17 protein-coding genes are annotated in these 18,558 nt (G+C 69.6%); 11 read left to right on the top strand and 6 right to left on the bottom strand.

The genetic code is table 11. The annotated features are described in order from the left end of the window. Position 1: 1 nt before the first annotated feature. Genes DMB42_RS05815 through DMB42_RS05805 form a run of 3 tightly spaced genes read right to left on the bottom strand, consistent with a single transcriptional unit; the run spans position 2 to position 3,941 of the window. On the bottom strand, positions 2-979 hold the full coding sequence (locus DMB42_RS05815) for an ABC transporter substrate-binding protein (RefSeq protein WP_125631424.1): 978 nt from the start codon (positions 977-979) through the stop codon (positions 2-4). Beyond that, entirely contained in the window at positions 976-2,889 is a 1,914-nt protein-coding gene (locus DMB42_RS05810; protein WP_125631422.1) for a proline/glycine betaine ABC transporter permease, read from the bottom strand. Before DMB42_RS05810 ends, DMB42_RS05815 begins: the two co-directional genes overlap by 4 nt. Then, positions 2,886-3,941, bottom strand: coding sequence for a glycine betaine/L-proline ABC transporter ATP-binding protein (locus DMB42_RS05805; protein WP_125631420.1), 1,056 nt, complete (start codon positions 3,939-3,941; stop codon positions 2,886-2,888). The genes DMB42_RS05810 and DMB42_RS05805 overlap by 4 nt, the downstream gene beginning before the upstream one ends. Positions 3,942-4,282: 341 nt before the next feature. On the opposite strand from DMB42_RS05805, the gene DMB42_RS05800 reads away from it, so the two are divergent. The 4 genes from DMB42_RS05800 (at position 4,283) to DMB42_RS05785 (ending at position 8,425) form a co-directional block, all read left to right on the top strand. Further along, positions 4,283-7,072: a nitrate- and nitrite sensing domain-containing protein gene (locus DMB42_RS05800; protein WP_125631418.1), complete on the top strand. Its 2,790-nt coding sequence runs from the start codon at positions 4,283-4,285 to the stop codon at positions 7,070-7,072. Further along, positions 7,072-7,494 carry a roadblock/LC7 domain-containing protein gene (locus DMB42_RS05795; RefSeq protein WP_125631416.1) on the top strand — a complete coding sequence of 141 codons (423 nt, stop codon included), beginning with the start codon at positions 7,072-7,074 and terminating at the stop codon, positions 7,492-7,494. The genes DMB42_RS05800 and DMB42_RS05795 overlap by 1 nt, the downstream gene beginning before the upstream one ends. 66 nt (positions 7,495-7,560) lie before the next feature. Continuing rightward, entirely contained in the window at positions 7,561-7,875 is a 315-nt protein-coding gene (locus tag DMB42_RS05790; RefSeq protein WP_260477580.1) for a DUF742 domain-containing protein, read from the top strand. Then, complete coding sequence (locus DMB42_RS05785; RefSeq protein ID WP_125631412.1) at positions 7,856-8,425, top strand: ATP/GTP-binding protein; 570 nt, start codon at positions 7,856-7,858, stop codon at positions 8,423-8,425. The genes DMB42_RS05790 and DMB42_RS05785 overlap by 20 nt, the downstream gene beginning before the upstream one ends. Here the strand turns inward: DMB42_RS05785 and DMB42_RS05780 are convergent. After that, positions 8,419-9,378 (bottom strand): SIS domain-containing protein, encoded by a 960-nt coding sequence (locus DMB42_RS05780; RefSeq protein ID WP_125631410.1) that lies wholly within the window; start codon positions 9,376-9,378, stop codon positions 8,419-8,421. The genes DMB42_RS05785 and DMB42_RS05780 overlap by 7 nt on opposite strands. Continuing rightward, entirely contained in the window at positions 9,375-10,496 is a 1,122-nt protein-coding gene (locus DMB42_RS05775; protein WP_125631408.1) for a hypothetical protein, read from the bottom strand. The genes DMB42_RS05780 and DMB42_RS05775 overlap by 4 nt, the downstream gene beginning before the upstream one ends. A gap of 131 nt (positions 10,497-10,627) precedes the next feature. Between DMB42_RS05775 and DMB42_RS05770 the strand changes: the two genes are divergently transcribed. The 5 genes from DMB42_RS05770 to DMB42_RS05750 all read left to right on the top strand — a co-directional run bounded on the left by DMB42_RS05770 (position 10,628) and on the right by DMB42_RS05750 (position 15,089). Next, a complete protein-coding gene (locus DMB42_RS05770) occupies positions 10,628-10,927 on the top strand; it encodes a hypothetical protein (RefSeq protein ID WP_125631406.1) in 300 nt (99 codons plus the stop codon). Positions 10,928-11,266: 339 nt separating this feature from the next. Continuing rightward, positions 11,267-12,388 carry a spermidine/putrescine ABC transporter substrate-binding protein gene (locus tag DMB42_RS05765; RefSeq protein WP_125631405.1) on the top strand — a complete coding sequence of 374 codons (1,122 nt, stop codon included), beginning with the start codon at positions 11,267-11,269 and terminating at the stop codon, positions 12,386-12,388. An 11-nt stretch (positions 12,389-12,399) separates the two neighbouring features. Next, on the top strand, positions 12,400-13,254 hold the full coding sequence (locus DMB42_RS05760; RefSeq protein WP_221762028.1) for an ABC transporter permease: 855 nt from the start codon (positions 12,400-12,402) through the stop codon (positions 13,252-13,254). Continuing rightward, positions 13,247-14,053 carry an ABC transporter permease gene (locus DMB42_RS05755; RefSeq protein ID WP_125631403.1) on the top strand — a complete coding sequence of 269 codons (807 nt, stop codon included), beginning with the start codon at positions 13,247-13,249 and terminating at the stop codon, positions 14,051-14,053. Before DMB42_RS05760 ends, DMB42_RS05755 begins: the two co-directional genes overlap by 8 nt. After that, positions 14,040-15,089 carry an ABC transporter ATP-binding protein gene (locus tag DMB42_RS05750; protein ID WP_125631401.1) on the top strand — a complete coding sequence of 350 codons (1,050 nt, stop codon included), beginning with the start codon at positions 14,040-14,042 and terminating at the stop codon, positions 15,087-15,089. Before DMB42_RS05755 ends, DMB42_RS05750 begins: the two co-directional genes overlap by 14 nt. Here DMB42_RS05750 and DMB42_RS05745 read toward each other — a convergent pair. Further along, complete coding sequence (locus DMB42_RS05745; RefSeq protein WP_260477513.1) at positions 15,083-15,688, bottom strand: TetR/AcrR family transcriptional regulator; 606 nt, start codon at positions 15,686-15,688, stop codon at positions 15,083-15,085. The two genes, DMB42_RS05750 and DMB42_RS05745, sit on opposite strands and share 7 nt — an antisense overlap. Positions 15,689-15,816: 128 nt before the next feature. Here DMB42_RS05745 and DMB42_RS05740 point away from each other — a divergent pair, with 128 nt between their 5' ends. Further along, positions 15,817-17,088, top strand: a complete 1,272-nt coding sequence (locus DMB42_RS05740) for a glycosyltransferase (protein WP_125631399.1) — start codon at positions 15,817-15,819, stop codon at positions 17,086-17,088. A 17-nt stretch (positions 17,089-17,105) separates the two neighbouring features. Next, positions 17,106-18,503, top strand: a complete 1,398-nt coding sequence (locus DMB42_RS05735) for an aminobutyraldehyde dehydrogenase (protein WP_125631398.1) — start codon at positions 17,106-17,108, stop codon at positions 18,501-18,503. The last annotated feature ends 55 nt before the right edge of the window (positions 18,504-18,558 follow it).

The following is an 18,558-nucleotide window of genomic DNA, read 5'->3' as shown; positions in this document are numbered from 1 at the left end:
GTCACTTGGGGATCCAGGCCTGCCACTTGGCGGTGTTCGCCTCGACCCACTTCTTGGCGGCCTGCTCGCCGGTCAGGCCGTTGTTGGTCATGTCGTTGGCGACCGCGTTCTGGTCCTCGTTGGTCCAGCTGAAGTTCTTGACCAGCTCGTACGCCTTGCCACCGGTGTCGGCGAACTTCTTGCTGACGATCTTGTCGAGGTCCAGCTCGGCGTAGTCGCAGGCGACCTTCTTGGCGTCGGCGTCACAACCCTCGCTGTACGGGGGCAGGTTCACCCGGGTCAGCTCGACCTTGTCGAACAGCCAGTGGGGCGTCCAGAAGTAGAACAACAACGCCTTCTTCTGCGCCTGCGCCTGCTCGGCGGCCTTGAGCAGGGCCGCCTCGCTGCCGCCGGTCACCACCTTGTAGTTCAGCTTGAGGTTCTTGACCAGGGCCTCGTCGTTGGTGACGTAGCTGGGGTCGCCGTCGAGGAGCTGGCCCTTGCCGCCGGACTCCGACGTCTTGAACAGGTCGGCGTACTTGTTCAGGTTCTTGGAGTCGGTGATGTCCGGGTACTTGTCGGACATCCACTTGGGGACGTACCAGCCGATGACGCCCTTGTTGCCGGTGGAGCCCGCCGAGAGCGCGACCTTCTTCTCGTCGATGAACTTCTTCTTCAGGTCCGGGTGGCCCCAGTTCTCGATGATGACGTCCACGTCGCCGGTCTCGAAGCCCTCCCAGGCGACCTGCTCCTTGATCTCGGGCAGCTCGACGGTGTACTTGAGCTCGTTCTTCAGCAGGTAGGCGACGACGTTCGCGCTGGCCTCGTACCCGACCCACGGGTTGATCGCGATCTTGACGGTGCCCGTCGCCGGCGCGCCGGAGCCGGTGCCGGCCGCCGGGGCGGCGGCGCTGGGGGAGGTCTCCACCTTGGCGCCACCGCCGCAACCCACGGCGGTGAGGCCGAGAACGAGCAGGCCTGCGAGCAGGCGAATCTTCATGTGCGCTTCCTCTTTCGGGGGGAAGGGCGCCTGTCGGCGCCCTGCGTGATGCGGTCGAGCATGACTCCGAGCAGGACGGTCGCGATGCCCGCCACGAAGCCCATGCCGAAATCCGTGCGCTGGGAGAAGCCGACGACCACGTCGTACCCGAGCGCGCCCGCCCCGACCAGGCCGCCGACGACGACCATGGCCAGCGTCATCACGATGCCCTGGTTGGCCGCGAGCAGGATGGCCCGTCGCGCCATCGGGAGTTGTACCTTCCACAGGAGCTGGCCCGGGGTCGAGCCCGCCGAGGCGGCCGCCTCGACGACCGTGGCGGGCACGCCTCTGATGCCGTCCTCGACCAGGCGCACCACGGGTGGCACCGCGTAGATGACGGAGGCGAAGATGGCGGTGAACCGGGTGGTCTCGAACAGGGCCAGCGCCGGCAGCAGGTACACGAAGGCGGGCATGGTCTGGGCGGCGTCCAGCAGCGGGCGCTGGATCGCCGAATAACGCGGCGAGCGCGCCGCGGCCACGCCCAGCAGCAGGCCGATGACCAGGGTGACGAGCACCGCCACCGCGACCGTGGTCATCGTCTGCATGGCGTGCTCCCACACGCCGAGCAGCGCGATCGCCAGCAGGCAGCCGAGCGCGGTCAGCGCCGGGCGTACGCCGCTCACCCACCAGGCCAGGGTCAGCACCGCGAGGGCGATCAGCCACCACGGGGCGGAGGTGAGCAGGCCCTCCAGCGGGTTGAGCAGGAAGGCCGAGGTTAGATCCTTGACGAACGTCGTGACCGGGTACCAGGTCGTCTCGGCCCAGCGGACCGCGTCGTTCACCGCGCCGGCGAAGGTGACCGTCAGACCGTCCGGCCAGCCCGCGGGCAAGACGAGTCCGGCCACCAGCCCCACACCGGCCAGCGCCGCAGCGACCACCAGGTCGAGCCGTCCGACCGTCGCGTGCGCCTCGCGGCGGGCCACCGACATGAGCGTGCGGTCGAGCACCACGGCCATGACGACGATCGCCAGGCCCGCCGGGAGCATGATGCCGACCTGCGCCCGCGACAGGCCGCGGATGATGTCGCCGCCCAGGCCGGGGGCCGAGATCAGGTTCGCGATCACGACCATGGACAGCGCCATCATGATGGTCTGGTTCACCGCCAGCGCCATCGTCGGGCGGGCCAGCGGCAGGTGGACCTTGAACAGCGTCTGCCGGCGGGTCGCGCCCAGCGACGCCGACGCCTCGACGGCCGTGGGGGAGACCCCCTCGACGGCCAGCGCGGTGATGCGGATCGCGGGCGGGATCGAGTAGATCATCGTCGCGATCGCCCCGGCCGGCGCGCCGATGTGGAAGAACAGCACGAGCGGCGCCAGGTACGCGAACGTCGGCATGATCTGCATGACGTCCAGCACCGGCGTCAGCACCCGGCGCACCCGCGCCGACAACCCGGCCCACACGCCGAGCGGCACGCCGATCACCAGCGACAGCAGCACCGAGGCCGCGACCAGGGCCAGCGTGTCCACGCTCGACTGCCACAACCCGAGCACCCCGAACGCGCTCACACCCGCCGCCGCGAGCAGCGCGATGCGCCAGCCGCCGGCCAGCCAGGCCAGCGCGCCGAGGACGCCGATGAGACCGGGCCAGTTCAGGGCGTTCAGGACGGACTGGAAGAAGGTGTAGACGCCGCCGACGAACAGGCGGACGTAGTTGAGGAAGTACAGGAAGAGCGGGCTCTCGTTCCGGTTGTCGTCGATCCATTCGCGCAGGTCGGTGACCGCCAGGAACTGCGGCGCCTCCTTGTCGTGCGGCAGCGTGCCCGTGCCGCGGAAGACCAGGTACGCCGCGGCGAACACGATCGCGACCCCGGCGGGCGCGGCCCATCTCGGGATCCTGAGCTTGGTGGGGGCGCTGACCGCGGTGGTGCTCACGCGCCTGCCCTTGCCGCCGTGTCCTGCCCGGCGAGGAAGGACAGCAGGTCGACGCGGTCCACGACCCCGGCCAGCTCGTCGCCGTCCATCACCCGGATCGGGCGGGAGGAGGCCGAGGCCGCGGCGATGGCGTCCTTGATCAGGGTGGTGACGGGGAGCTGGGGGCCGTCCAGCGGCTCGCCGGGCTCGGGGGAGCGGAGGATCCAGCGCAACGTCAGCACGTGGCTGCGCGGCACGTCGCGGACGAAGTCGGCCACGTAGTCGTCGGCCGGCGCGCCCACCAGCTCCTCGGCCGTGCCGAGCTGCACGATCGAGCCGTCCCGCATGATGGCGATCCGCTCACCCAGCTTGAGCGCCTCGGACAGGTCGTGCGTGATGAACACCATGGTCTTGCCGACCTCGCGGTGGAGCCGGATCACCTCGGCCTGCATGTCGCGGCGGATCAGCGGGTCGAGCGCGCTGAACGGCTCGTCGAACAACATCACCTGGGGATCGACGGCCAGCGCGCGGGCCAGGCCGACACGCTGCTGCATGCCGCCGGAGAGCTGGTCGGGGTAGGCGTCGGCGTGTCCGTCGAGGCCCACGAGGGACAGGATCTCGGCGGCCCGCGCGTGCCGGGCGGCCTTGGCGGTGCCCTGGATCTCCAGACCGTAGGCAACGTTGTCAACGACCTTACGGTGCGGCAACAACCCGAAATGCTGGAAGACCATGCTCACCTGGTGGCGGCGCAGCTCGCGCAGCCGGGCGGGGGAGGCGCGGCCGACGTCCTCGCCGCCGATCCTGATCTCGCCGGCGCTGGGCTCGACGAGTCTGGTCAGGCAGCGTACGAGGGTGGACTTGCCGCTTCCCGACAGGCCCATGACGACGAAGACCTCGCCGGGGCGTACCTCGAAGCTCACGTCGCGGACGGCGGCGGTGCAGCCGGTCCTCTCTCGCAGCGCGGCCGGTTCGAGGTGCCTGTCCTCGCTGTCCAGCACCTTTTGTGCCCTCGACCCGAAGATCTTCCAAAGGCCCTCGACGCTGATAGCCGCGCTGTCGGGAGAATCCCGCACCCTCGCCTCCTCGTTTGCCGGGGCTCAACATATGCGGTGAATAACGCAAATCTCAACGCTGTGACCTGTGAGAGATCCGGCTGCTCCTCGCGTGTTATGTGGTTGGAACGCGCTAATCGCCCATACGCGGACATATAAACATATGAGGGATTATTTCTGGCTAGGTGAACGCCGGGATGGAGCTCCAGCTCGTTGTCTCACTCGACGCAGAAGTTGAATTTCGCCCCGTTATGCGCGGGTGGCCACGCCCGCTTAGGATGTGTTCCAATTACCCGCACTTGCTGATTTCTCTCAAGGGGCGCAGACCCCACAAATACGCCGATTCGGGCGAGGTGCGTTCGGTGACAACACAGCTGGGCGAAAGGCAGGCCAGCGAGGGCAACTGGCGCCTGCGCAATTGGCGCGTGCGCGCGCGGCTGATCGCCCTCATCCTGGTGCCGACGGCCGCCGCCGTGCTGGCGGTGGGCGTCCAGGTGCTGTCCTCCACGGGCGCCGCCGCCGACTACGACCGTACGAACCGACTGGCCGCGCTGTCCGAGCAGGTGGGCGACCTGACCCACCAGCTCGCCGGCGAACGCGCCAAGACCGCCTGGTACATCGCCAGGAACCGGCCGGTGACCGGGATCGGCGGCGTCCAGGCCCAGATGGACCAGGTGGACGTCGCCATCAGAGAGGTACGCGGCACCGCGCAGCAGATCCTCGCCGACGTCGAGGGCCGCACCGCCGACCAGATCGAGAACATGCTCAGCCGCCTGGACGACCTGACCTCCCTGCGCCAGCAGGCGCTGGACGCCAACCTGCTCCCCGGCCCCGCCGTCGACCTCTACACGACGGTCGTCAACGAACTGCTCTCCATCCACACCGAACTGATCAAGGGCAGCTCCGACGACGAGCTGTTCCGCCAGACCCGCATGCTGGACGGCCTGGCCAGGGCCAAGGAGAGCGTCTCGTACCAGCAGGCGCTGCTCACCACGGTCCTCGTCGAGGGAGCCTTCGGCCAGGACCAGCTCAAACGTTTCCTGGGAGAGCTGTCCAGCGAGAACGCCGAGCGCAAGGGCTTCGCCGCCGAGGCCACCGCCGACGAGCGCCGCTTCTTCGACGAGACCGTGAACGGCCGCAGCGCCGACCGCATGCTCTTCCTGCGCGAACTCGTGCTCATCAGGGCCTCGGCCTCGCTGCCGCTGCGCGGGCTGGACCTGGCCAAACGCGACGACGCCAAGGAATGGTTCGAGGCGTCCAACGTGGTCGTGGACTCCATGCGCACGGTCGAGCAGCGGCAGTCCGCCGGGATCGTGGCGCGCAGCCGTACGCTCGCGGCCGAGGAACGGCAGCGTGCCATGGTCATCGTGGGCGCGGTGCTCGCGCTGCTGGTCGCCGTCCTGCTGATCACCACCGGCGTGGCCAGGTCGCTGGTCCGGCCGCTGCGCAGGCTGCGCGGCGAGGCGCTGGAGATCGCCGGGCACCGGCTGCCCGACTTCGTCCAGCACCTGCGCGAGTCGCGCGACGGCGCGGTCGACGCCGAGGTGCCGCCCATCGGCATCTTCTCCAGGGACGAGGTGGGCGAGGTCGCCCGCGCCTTCGACGAGGTGCACCGCGAGGCCGTACGGCTGGCGGGCGACGAGGCGCGGTTGCGCTCCAACGTCAACGCCATGTTCGTCAACCTGTCGCGGCGCAGCCAGACCCTGGTCGAACGGCAGCTCACGCTGATCGAACGCCTGGAGCGCGGCGAGCGCGACGACGAGCGCCTGGGCGACCTGTTCAAGCTCGACCACCTGGCCACCCGCATGCGCCGCAACAGCGAGAACCTGCTGGTCCTGGCCGGTCAGGAGGCCGCGCGCAAGTGGAGCGAGCCGATCGAGCTCATGGACATCGTGCGGGCGGCGCTCGGCGAGGTCGAGAGCTACGACCGGGTCAGCGTCCAGGTGCAGTCGGACGTGGCCATCGCCGGGCAGGCCGTCACCGACGTCGTGCATCTGCTGGCCGAGCTGGTCGAGAACTCGGTGTCGTTCTCCTCCAAGGACACCAAGGTGATCATCTCCAGCAGCCGCATCGACGGCGGCGGGCTGATGGTGTCGGTCACCGACAACGGGATCGGCATGACCCCCGAGGAACTGGCGGAGGCGAACTGGCGGCTGGCCAACCCGCCGGTCGTGGACGTGTCCGTGTCGCGGCGGATGGGACTGTTCGTGGTCGGGCGGCTGGCGTTACGGCACACCATCAAGGTGCAGCTCCGCCGCCAGGACATCGGCGGGCTGACCGCGATGGTGCTGGTCCCGGAGATGTTGCTCACCGCGATCCCCGGCACCGGCCCGCTGGCGGGCTCGATGGCCGGTTCGATGGCCGGTTCGATGGCCGGACCCCTGGCCGAATCCATGACCGGGCCTCTGGCGGGGTCGATGGCCGGGCCCGGGCACGCCCAGGCCACCGGCGCGGCCCGCCTGGACCAGGGCCGCCGCACCGGCTCCTTCCCCACCGCCGACCCGTTCTCCCCGAACCTGAGTGCGGAGCCGTTCCCCCCGAACCCGGCCGCGGATCCGTTCGGGCCGCCGCACGCGGGTGGCGAGCCGTTCGGGGCGGGGGGTGAGCCGTTCGCGCCGCCCACGGCGCCGATGCCCGCCTACGGGCATCCGTCGTTCGACGCCATGCAGGCGGAGTCCGAGGCGTCGTCGTGGTTCACCTCGACCTCCACGCACTCGGTCGAACTGCCGCAACCGGGCCCGGCCGGCCCACCCGGCGCGCAGGACTCGTACCCGTCGTTCGCGACCGGGCCCGAGCCGGCCTCGACCGACCCGGCGGCCACGAACGAGTTCCTGCCGATCTTCGCCTCGGTCGAGGACAGCAGCTGGTTCAGCAAGTCGACGCCGACCGCCGACCGCCGGGATCCGGCCTGGACGTCGCCCGCCGACCAGGGCTGGGAGGCCGCGACCACGGCCGCCGAGCCCGCCAAGAACGGCACCACGAGCTCCGGCCTGCCCAAACGCACGCCGCGAGCGAACCTGGTACCGGGTACCGCGGTCCCACAGCCGCCGCCCCCGCCCGTTCCTCCGCTGTCCCCCGACCGGCTGCGCAACAGGCTGGCCAGCTACCAGCAGGGCGTGCGCAAAGGCCGGGCCGAGCTAGAGGAGGACTGATGAAGGAGCTGAGCCAGGGAGCCAGGGACATCAACTGGCTGGTCAGCGGGTTCGTCGACGAGGTGCCCGGCGTGGCCCACGCCGTGGTCGTCTCCGCCGACGGCCTGCCGATGGCCTTCTCCCGCGGCTTCCCGAAGGACCGCGCCGACCAGCTCGCCGCCATCGCGGCCGGGCTGGTCAGCCTCACGCAGGGGTCCGCGCGGGTGTTCGAGGGCGGCGGTGTCACGCAGACCCTGGTGGAGATGGAACACGGCCTGCTGCTGGTCATGTCGATCAGCGACGGGTCGTGCCTGGCTGTGCTGGCCGCGCCCGACTGTGACATGGGCCTGGTGGCGTACCAGATGACGATTCTGGTGGAGCGTACGGGGCAGGTGCTGACCCCTGCCGTACGGGCGGAGTTGTCATCCGCGCGCCCTTGGTGATGGGAGTGGACGTTGGCATCGTGGCATGACCGGGAGCCGGAGCCCGAGCGCAGCTCGCTGGTACGCATGTACGCCGTCACCGGCGGCAGGACGGCACCGCGTACCAGCCTGGCCATGGAGGCGCTGGTCTCGTCGGCGACCTCGGCGCGACTCGGCATGACCTACACCCGCGAGTACCGCGCGATCAGCGAGCTGTGCCGTCAGGTGCGGTCGGTGGCGGAGATCTCCGCGCTGCTGGCCGTCCCGCTCGGCGTCGCGCGGGTGCTGGTCGCCGACATGGAGGCCGACGGGCTGGTCAAGGTCTACCAGCCGCAGCTCGAGGCGGGGCTCCCGGACCGGAGACTGCTCGAAAGGGTCCTGAGTGGACTTCGCCGGCTCTAACACAGCGCTCACCTCGACGAAGATCGTCGTGGCGGGCGGGTTCGGCGTCGGGAAGACGACCTTCGTCGGCGCCGTGTCGGAGATCGTGCCGCTGACGACCGAGGCCGTCATGACGGACGCCTCCGAGGGCATCGACAACCTCTCGCACACGCCGGACAAGGCCACCACGACCGTCGCCATGGACTTCGGCCGCGTCTCGCTCGACCGCGAGCTGATCCTCTATCTGTTCGGCACGCCGGGTCAGCACCGGTTCTGGTTCATGTGGGACGACCTCGTACGCGGGGCCATCGGCGCGATCGTGCTGGTGGACACCCGCCGCCTGGCCGACAGCTTCCCGGCGGTCGACTACTTCGAGGACGCCCGGCTGCCGTTCGTCGTCGGCCTGAACGGCTGGGACGGGCACTTCCCGCACGTGGAGAGCGAGGTGCGGGAGGCGCTGACGCTCTCGCCGCAGGTGCCCATCGTGCGCACGGACGCCCGTGCCCGCCAGTCGGTCAAGAACACCCTGATCACGCTGGTCGAGCACGTCCTCAGCGCCCGCTCCTACTGAGCGTTCCACCAGTAGGCGGCGACCAGTTCGGCCACCAGCGTCTCGGTGAGCAGCGCCACGTCGGGATCGTCGTCGTGGGCGTAGCGGACCGCCGCCGCGGCGTCCTTCACCTCGCCGCCCACGGAGATCACCGTGGAGCCGCGTTCGCGCACCCAGTCCATGGCCTGGGCGTCGTAGGCGGAGCCGGGGAAGAGCAGCGCGCGGTAGTCGAGCGTCTTGGTGAGGTAGACGTCCACGTGCGACCAGTCGCCCGCCTCGCAGGCGTCGGCCGCGCGGCGCGGGCCCTCGCGGAACATCAGCGCCGACTGCTCGGCCGACGACAGCCGTTCGGCGGGGGCGATCGTGTAGACGCCGTGCGGGCCGTCGAGGAGTTCGATGGTGAGCGGGAGCCAGTCGTCCCGGCGGTCCAGGAGGTCGCGGGTGGCCTCGGCGGCCCGCGTGAGCAGCGCGGGCAGGTCGCGTCCCGTTCCGGTGAGGCGGGCCTCGAGCGCCAGGAGCAGGGCCAGCGTGTGCTGGAACGTCCGGCAGGCCACGCCGCCGCGCTCCTCGCCCGCGTTCATGGGGACGACCAGGTCGGCCGCCTCGGTGACGGGCGAGCCGGGCACGTTGGTGATCGCGGCCACGTACGACGGGCCTCCCGCGTAGCGGGCGAGGGCGTCGAGGGTCTCGCGGCTGCCGCCGGTGGCCGAGATCGGCACGACCAGCGTGTCCGGGCCGGCCGGGTACGTCGCCGCGGCCGAGGCGTAGTCGGCGTAGGCGTCCACGCCGGCCGCGCGCAGGCGCAGGGCCGCCACCCCGGCGGCGTACCGGGAGCTGCCCATGCCGAGGAACAACACCCTGCGGACGCCCTCGGGCAGCCCGGCGAAGGGGTCGGCCGCGCGCAGCCCGTCGGCCAGGCCGGCCAGGGCGGCGGGTTTGGCCTCCAGGTCGGCCAGGTAGAGCTCGGAATTCACGGAACGATCTCCTCGGGGTACCAGGTGCGCAGCACGCCCATGGGGGCGTAGCGCCAGCGGGGCAGATGGCGGGCGGCGTAGATCAGCTCCCGGCACTCCTGCTCGACCTCGAACGGGCGGATCAGGGTCTCGTCCAGGAGGTCGGGCCTGCCCTGCTCGGACAGGCGGCGCCGGTAGGCGGCCAGCAGACCCGTACGGGCCGCGCCCGCCCAGGCCGCGGCGTCGGCGGGCGGCGTGCCCCGACGTCTGATCGCGACCTGGGCCACGTGCTCCAGGCTCGTGGTGAGCTGGGCGACGTCCCTGGCCGCCGGCTGGCGGACGCCGGTGTCGGCGACCGTGGGGTTGCCGTCGAAGTCGATCACGGCGTAGCCGTCGCGCCAGCTGAGGATCTGGCCCACGTGCAGGTCGCCGTGGATCCTGATCGCCGGGCTCGCGATGCCCGCCCGCAGCGGCTCCAGCTCGCGGGCCAGGGCGCCGGCCCTGGCGGCCAGCCACTCGCCGTCGGCGTCGCCGGTGAGGTCGAGCGCCTCGGCCAGCGCCCGCGCGGCCCGCGCCGCCGGGTCGGCCGACCGCGCGGACGAGCCGCCGGGCAGGGTGGACAGCGCCACGTGCAGGTCGGCGGCCAGGCGGCCGAGCTCGCCGGCGAACTCCGTGCGGCCCGACTCGGCCTCGTCCACGCACCACTCCCAGCCGTCGCGCGCCTCGGGCAGGTAGCCCGTCACCAGCGCCAGCAGCTCCTCCCCGGCGTCCGTGGCCCGCGTCAGGGCCAGGTACGGGGGCGCGGTGTCCGCGAAGCCGACCTCGACGAGGTGGGCGAAGATCTCGGGCGTCGGGTGGGGGAGCGGGACCGGCGGGGTCAGCCACTTCACGACCACCCGCTCGTCCACGACGACCGAGTGGTTGGTCTGGTCGACGTACGGTCCGAAGCCGCGCTCGGCGGGCGTCGCACTCAGCGCGGGAAGAGGGTGGAAGCGGCGGATCCCGAAGGGGGCCGGCGGATCGCCCACGAGGGCCCGCAGCAGGCTCGTGGACAGGCCGTGATCCCGGTCGGACACGGGCTCCTCCGCCAGGGCGGTGAGCCTGCGCTCAATTGAATCCCAGTTCAGCAGATTGACCATGGTTCCCGTCCGACGTGTGGAAGGAAGTCTCGCTCATGTTGATATCCCCTGCAACTCCGCGATTCCATCGGTAATGCGGGCGTACCGGGAAATGTCGCGCCGCCGCCGGACAGGAGGGTACTGTCCGAACCGTGGTGGATCGCCCGGAGGAGCCCGAGCCGACAGGTGATGGCCGGCTCGCCGCTGTCACCGTTCTGGCGGTGATCGTCGTGCTGGCGGCAGCCGGTGTGGCGGTGGGCGCGTGGTGGTCGCTGAAGGCGAACGCGGAGGAGGCCCGGAGGGTGCAGGCCGCCAACCTGCGCGAGATGTCCGTGGTGATCGCGGGACGCCTCCGTACCGCGGCCAGGGACGGCTCGCTCTCCGACGCGGAGATCGACGACGTGCGTGTTCGGTGTCCGGGCCACGGGAGAGCGGGAGCTGTCCGGAGGTGACTGCTCATCCCTGGCTGCGTGAATCCTGACTTGTCGCCCGTTTCCGGTGTACCCAACAGGGATCGCACGCTCCTGAGCCGCTAGATTACGGCTAGGAGAGATGGCGCTAAGAGCGCGGCCCAAAGGCGGTCCGGACGCGAGGTGGAGGTCCCTCACGGACCGGGATGAGGCGCATCCGTTATTGAATCCCGATTCAACACTGTGATCAAACTTCCAGGTAGCAATGTCGGGAAAAGTCTTGCTCATGTTGATTTCTGCTGCAACACTCCTGCTCTGGTCTGCCGTGTCCAGTAAGGTCGCGCGACCCCTCAACCCTCAGCACCAGAAGGAGTAGCGGCCGTGTCCCGTACCCGGTTCACCCGTCGACTTCCGGCCGCCGTGGCGGTGGCCGGCCTCGCGCTAGCCGTCGCGGCGTGCGGCGGTGAGTCGTCGAACAGCTCAGACGGCACGACCGCGGCCAAGGCCGAACAGCTCCAGCCCAACGCCGACCTGTCCAAGCAGTCGCTCCAGGTGACGGTCTGGGACGGTTACACGCCCAAGGAGCTGCCCGAGAAGGTCAAGTCGCAGCTCAAGGTCAAGGACATGAAGGTCGGCCTGCACGCGACCAACGAAGAGGCGATGGCCAAGCTGACCGCCTCCGGCGACAGCGGCATCGACGTGGCGTTCGTCTCCGGCCAGTACGCCCAGGCGCTCAGCGCCCAGGGCCTGCTGGAGCCCATCCACGCCGAGCTGATCCCCAACCTGGCCAACCTCTACCCCGAGGCCACCCAGCTCTCCTACGACAAGGGCAACAAGTACTCGGTGCCCTACACCTGGGGCACCACCGGCATCTGCTACCGCAGCGACCTGGTGAAGACGCCGCCGACGAGCTGGAACGACATCCTCAAGCCCCCGTCCTGGGCCGAGAAGAAGGTCACCATGATGACCACCGAGCGCTGGCTGGTCCTGCCCGCGCTCAAGGCACTCGGCTACTCGGTCAACACCGACAAGGACGAGGAGATCGCCAAGGCCAAGGAGCTGCTGGTCTCCCAGAAGCCGCACCTGCTCGCCTACGACGACACCACCTTCGGCGACAAGCTGAAGTCCGGCGAGGCGCTCATGGTCGAGGCGTGGGACGGCTGGTGCCCGACCACGGACGAGAAGCAGAACATCAAGTTCGTGGTGCCGAAGGAGGGCAGCGACCTCTGGGTGGACACCATGGTGATCATGAAGTCCTCCAAGAACAAGGAGGCGGCCCACGCCTTCATCAACATGATCCTCGACCCGGAGACCCACCGCTGGGCGGCCGAGAACATCAACTACAAGGTCCCCAACAAGGCCGCCATGGACAAGGTGACCATCGCCAAGGGCTCGCTGCTCGACATCAAGCCCGCGGAGCTGCTCAACGGTGAGTCGATCATCGACCTGGGGCAGGCGTCGACCAAGTTCAGCCGCCTGTCGCAAGAAGTCACGGCCGGATAGTCGTTGGTGCAGTGAGATCCGAGGTCAAGGCCCGGCCGGTGTCCCGTACGCGGGGGCGCCGGCTGGGCGCGTTCGTTTTCCTGTCGCCAGGTCTGACGTACCTGGTCGTGCTGCTGCTGGTGCCGCTGGCGCTGGTGCTCAGCTACACGGTCTTCCAGCGGGGCCGCTTCGGCGGCGTGGTCTACGAGTTCACGCTGGAGAACTTCCAGCGCCTGGCCGACTCGCTCTACCTGGGCGTGGTCGGCGACTCGTTGAAGATCGCGGCGATCACGACGGTGATCGCGTTGCTGCTCGGCTACCCGACGGCGTACCTGATCGCCCAGCTCCCGGCGAAGTGGAAGACGATCGCCCTGGTGGCGATCGTGTTGCCCTTCTGGACGAACTTCATCATCCGCGTCTACGCGTGGATCATCATGCTCAGCGGCCCCGGGCTGATCAACTCGCTGCTGGGCACGAAGATGGAGCTGCTCTACAACCAGGGCACGATCGTCACCGGCCTGCTCTACTCCTACCTGCCGCTCATGGTGCTGCCGCTGTACGCCACGATCGAGAAGCTCGACCCGCAGTTGCGTGAGGCGTCGGCGAACCTGGGGGCCTCGGCGTTCACCACGTTCAGGAAGGTGACGCTGCCGCTCACGCTGCCCGGCGTGCTGACCGGCGCGATGTTCGTGTTCGTGCCGAGCTTCGGCAACTTCGTCATCCCCGAGATGCTCGGGGGCAGCAAGTCGATCATGGTGGGGAACCTGGTCCGCAACCAGTTCCTGACCGCGCGCGACTGGCCGTTCGGCTCGGCGCTGGTGCTGGCGCTGATCGCGGTGCTGATCGTGTTGCTGCTCGTGCAGGCGTGGGCGGCCCGCCGTGCGTAGATCCAAGCTGCTGTACGTGCCCTTCTGGGCCACCTACGTCTTCCTGTACGTGCCGATCCTCGTCCTGGTTGCCATGTCGTTCAACTCCGGCAAGTCGGCCTACACCTACGAGGGCTTCAGCCTCAAGTGGTACGGCGAGCTGGCCGCCGACGAGAAGATCAGGGACGGCCTGGTCAACACGCTGATCGTGGCCCTGGGCTCGACGGCGATCGCCACCGTGCTCGGCACGCTGCTGGCCGTGGGCCTGGCCAGGTACACCAAGTCCAAGATCCTCGACGCGATCTCGCTCATGCCCGCCGTGCTGCCCGACCTGGTGCTCGCGATCGGCCTGCTGCTCCTGTACGCGCTGATCAACCAGTTCCTGGCCCAGTGGGACGCCCAGTTCGCGCTCGGCCTGCCCACGGTGACGATCGCGCACGCGCTGTTCTCGATGGCGTTCGTCGCGGCCGTGGTGCGCACCCGGCTCACCAACGCCGACACCTCGCTGGAGGAGGCCTCGCGCGACCTCGGGGCCGGGCCGGTGGTCACGTTCATGAAGATCACGCTGCCCCAGCTCGTGCCCGGGATCGTGGCCGGGGCGCTGCTGGCGTTCACGTTGTCGCTGGACGAGTTCGTGATCGCCTTCTTCACGATCGGCAACGCGGAGCCGACGCTGCCGATCGTCATCTACTCAATGGTTCGTTTCGGGGTGACCCCGAAGATCAACGCGCTGGCCGCGATCCTGCTCCTCGTGAGCTTCACGGCGGTGATCGCCGGGCAGCGGATGACCAAGATCGGGGAGTCACGTGCTCAGGATTGACGGGATCACCCGCAGGTTCGGCGACGTCACCGCGCTCGACGGCGTGTCACTGGAGATCGAGCAGGGCGAGTTCTTCGCCCTGCTCGGGCCCTCCGGCTGCGGCAAGACCACGCTGCTGCGGATCATCGCCGGGTTCGAGTCGCCGGACGCCGGCACGGTCACGCTCGACGGCGAGGACCTGCTGGGCAAGCAGCCCAACCGGCGGCCGATCAGCCTCATGTTCCAGTCGTACGCGCTGTTCCCGCACATGACCGTGGCCAAGAACGTGGCGTACGGCCTGGAACGGGAGAAGTTGCCCCGGCAGGAGGTCAAGCAGCGCGTCGGCGAGGTGCTGGAGACGGTCGGCCTGTCGGCGCACGCCTCGCGCAAGCCCGCGCAGCTCTCCGGCGGGCAGCGGCAGCGGGTCGCGCTGGCCCGTTCCATCGTCAAGCGCCCGCGCCTGCTGCTGCTCGACGAGCCGCTGTCGGCCCTGGACAAGAAGGTCCGCGCCGACATGCAGCTTGAGCTCAAGCGGCTGCAGCACGAGGTCGGCATCACCTTCGTGGTCGTCACGCACGACCAGGAGGAGGCCATGTCGCTGGCCGACCGCATCGCGGTCTTCGACAGCGGCACCGTACGCCAGGTGGACGCCCCCGTGGCCCTGTACGAGCGCCCGCGCTCGCCGTTCGTGGCCGACTTCGTCGGTGCGAACAACCTCTTCGAGGGCGTCTTCACCGGCCTGGACGGGATCAAGAGCGACGAGTTCGGCATGCTGGCCGGCACGCCGCTCGGCGAGCCGGCCGCCGACTCCAAGGCGCTGCTCGCGGTGCGTCCCGAGAAGATCGAGCTGGCCGACGAGAGCGCGGCCAGGGGCCTGAAGGGCAGCGTCCTGGACGTGAGCTTCTACGGCGGCGTCTCACACGTCTCCGTGGACGTGCCGGGCCGGGCCAAGCCCGTGCTCGCCGCGGTGCAGGGGGCGAGCACGGTGCAGCCCGGCGCGAAGGTCAAGGTGCGCTGGGAGGCCCAGGACGCCGTCATCATGACGGTCGATCAATGAGCCAGGTCGTTGCCCGTCGCCGCCCGCGCGTACGACAGGATCAGCTCGGCCGCCTCGTCGGGGCCGATCAGCGGGTGCCTGGCGGTGATGCGGTAGCCGTAGGCGTCCTCCAGCGCCACCAGGTTGCGCGAGACGGTCAGGGAGTCGGCCGTCAGCCGGAACACCCCCAGCGCGGCCCCGGTGTCCAGGATCGCCTGGTACATCGACACCTGGCGGTCGTACAGCGAGGTGAGCAGCACGCCGTAGACCCGGTTGCGGCCGGCGGCGCCGCCCAGCTCGTTGAGCAGGCGCACGTCGGGGTCGAGCGGCCCGGTCGGCAATCCCGACCGGATCGTGACGACCAGCTTCTCGACCGGGTCGGTGAAGTCGGCCAGGCGGCGCATGCGCAGCTCGTAGAAACGTTCCATGCCCGCGTGCTGGGACTCGACGAGCAGTTCCCCGAGGTCGGGGTAGTGGTAGAGCACGGCTCCGGAGGTCAGACCGGCCTCCTCGGCCACGTGCGAAAGCTGTACACCGTCGATGCCGTGCCGGATGATGGCTCGGCGCGCAGCCTCGATCAAGTCGATGCGCCGGTCACTACGGCTTTTTCTCTGGGCCACGACCACCACCCCCCGTGCGTTTGGTCACCATTCAGATCGGCCGTGACCATAGTGCACTTAACTTGCGCTTCACGCTAGATGAGTATTTGAATTCCTCTTCAATTTGACGAGTTCCCCCGGAGTTCACGATGTCCCTCACCATCCTGTTCATGCCAGAGAGCGCGTACGGCCCCACGAACAACAGCATCGGCATCGGCGACATTCTCCGTCGCCGCGGGCACCGCGTCGTCTTCGCCGCCGAATCCTCCTGGAAGGGCAAGCTCGAAGCGCTCGGCTTCGAGGAGGACCTCGTCGACCTCGCCCCGCCGGCCGAGAACGCCGAGGAGCAGGACGCCGGCCAGTTCTGGAAGGACTTCATCCGCGAGACCGCGCCGGAGTACCGCAAGAGCACGCTGGAGCAGCTCGACACCGTCACCAAGCCCATCTGGGACTCCCTCATCGACGGCGCCAAGTACTGCGAGCCGCAGCTCAAGGCCATCATCGAGCGCGTGAACCCGGACGTGATCGTCGAGGACAACGTGATCACGTTCCCGGCGCTGCTCACGGCGGGCAAGAAGTTCGTCCGCATCGTCTCCTGCAACCCGCTGGAGGCGCGCGGCGAGAACGTCGCGCCGGTCTTCTCCGGCCTGCCCGCCGACGATCGCTCCGGCTGGGACGCCTTCCGCGCCGAGTACGACCGCACCCACCGCGAGATCTGGACCGCCTTCAACGAGTGGTGCGTCGAGCAGGGCACCGCCCCGCTGCCCGACCTGGACTTCATCCACGAGGGCGACCTCAACCTCTACGTCTTCCCCGAGATCCTCGACTACACCGACGCCCGCCCGCTCGGCCCGTCCTGGCACCGGCTGGACTCCTCGGTGCGCGAGACCGACGAGGACTTCACGCTGCCCTTCGAGCGCAACGACGGCTCGCTGGTCTACTTCTCGCTCGGCTCGCTCGGCTCCTCCGACGTGGAGCTCATGCAGCGCGTGATCGACATCCTGGCCGGCACGCGGCACCAGTACATCGTCTCCAAGGGCCCGCTGCACGAGGAGATCAAGCTCGCCGACAACATGTACGGCGCCGAGTTCCTGCCGCAGACGAAGATCATCCCGCTGTGCGACCTGGTCATCACGCACGGCGGCAACAACACCACCACCGAGGCGGCGCACTTCGGCAAGCCGATGATCCTGCTGCCGCTCTTCTGGGACCAGTACGACAACGCCCAGCGGGTGGACGAACTCGGCTACGGTGTCAGGCTTTCGACCTACACCTTCACCGACGAGGAACTGACCGGCGCGGTGGAGCGCCTGCTCGGCGACACCGAGATGCGCGCCAGGCTGGCCGCCGCGGGCGAGGAGATCCGCCGCCGCGACGGACTGCGCAAGGCCGCCGACCTGATCGAACAGCTCGGCCAGTAGGGATTTCGAGGACTTCCATGCGTGAACTGATCAACCCCGCCACCGGCCTCCCGTGCGCCGAGATCCCGGACACGCCGGTGGCGGACGTGGCGGCGGCCGTCCGGACCGCCCGGGGCGCGTTCGAGGAGTGGGGGCAGACCACCCCCGCCGAGCGGCAGCGGCTGCTGCTGCGCCTCGCCGACCTGGTGGAGGCCGACGCCGAGGAGCTGACCAGGCTGGAGGTGGAGGAGACCGGCAAGCCGGCGGCCGTGTTCAGGGACGGCGAGCTGCCGTTCGCCGTCGACAACCTGCGCTTCTTCGCCGGGGCCGCCCGCTCCCTGGAGGGCTCGGGCGCCGGGGTGTTCAGCCCCGGCTACACCTCGGTGCTGCTGCGCCGTCCCGTCGGGGTGGTGGGGTCGATCGCGCCGTGGAACTTCCCGTTCGTCATGGCGGTGTGGAAGGTGGGCCCGGCCGTGGCCGCCGGCAACGCCGTGGTGATCAAGCCGGCGCCGCAGACGCCGCGTACGACGCTGCGCCTGGCCGAGCTGTTCGCCGCGGCGGGCGCGCCCGAAGGGCTCGTCCAGGCCGTCACCGGCGACGCCGAGGTCGGCCTGGCGGTGGTGACCGACCCGGGCGTGGACATGGTCAGCGTCACCGGCTCGACCGGCACCGGCCGGGCGGTGATGAGCGGCGCGGCGGCCACGCTCAAGCGGGTGCACCTCGAACTCGGCGGCAAGGCGCCGGCGCTGGTGTTCGAGGACGCCGATCTGGCCGAGACGGCCCGCGGCGTGGCCATGGGGGCCACGTACAACACCGGGCAGGACTGCACCGCGGCCACCCGCGTGTACGTCGCCCGCGAGGTCCACGACGACGCCGTCGAGGCCATCCGGGAGACGCTCGCCGGCATCACCGTGGGCGACCCCTGGGACCCGGCGACGGACATCGGCCCGCTGATCTCGGCCGCCCACCGCGAGCGCGTGCACGGCTTCGTCGCGCGCTCCGGCGGGCGGATCGTGCACGGCGGAGCGCCGGTCGAGGGGCCCGGGTTCTTCTACCCGCCCACGCTTGTGACCGATGTCGCACAGGAGAGCGAGATCGTCCAAGGTGAACTTTTCGGACCGGTCCTTGTGGTGCTCCCGTTCGACGGCGAGGACGAGGCGGTCCGGCTGGCCAACGACACCCCGTACGGGCTGGCCTCGTCGGTGTGGTCGCGGGACGTGGCACGGGCGATGCGCGTGGCGCACCGGCTCGACGTGGGCGTGACCTGGGTGAACGATCACCTGCCGATCGCCAGCGAGGCACCGCACGGCGGCGTGAAGGGCAGCGGGTTCGGCAAGGACATGAGCCAGGAGGCGGTGCAGGAGTATTCGGTGACGCGGCACCTGATGGTCAAGCACGCGGCGCCCGCGGAACGGGATTCGTTCCGGCCTGCCTGAAAACGTGTACGGCGATATGTCGCCCAAAGCGCAGCTTTGGACGCATTTAGTGGGA

Source organism: Nonomuraea sp. WAC 01424, from assembly GCF_003947315.1.
GTDB lineage: Bacteria > Actinomycetota > Actinomycetes > Streptosporangiales > Streptosporangiaceae > Nonomuraea > Nonomuraea spiralis.
The sequence above is the reverse complement of the archived record's forward strand: the minus strand, read 5'-3'. Positions and strand labels throughout refer to the sequence as shown.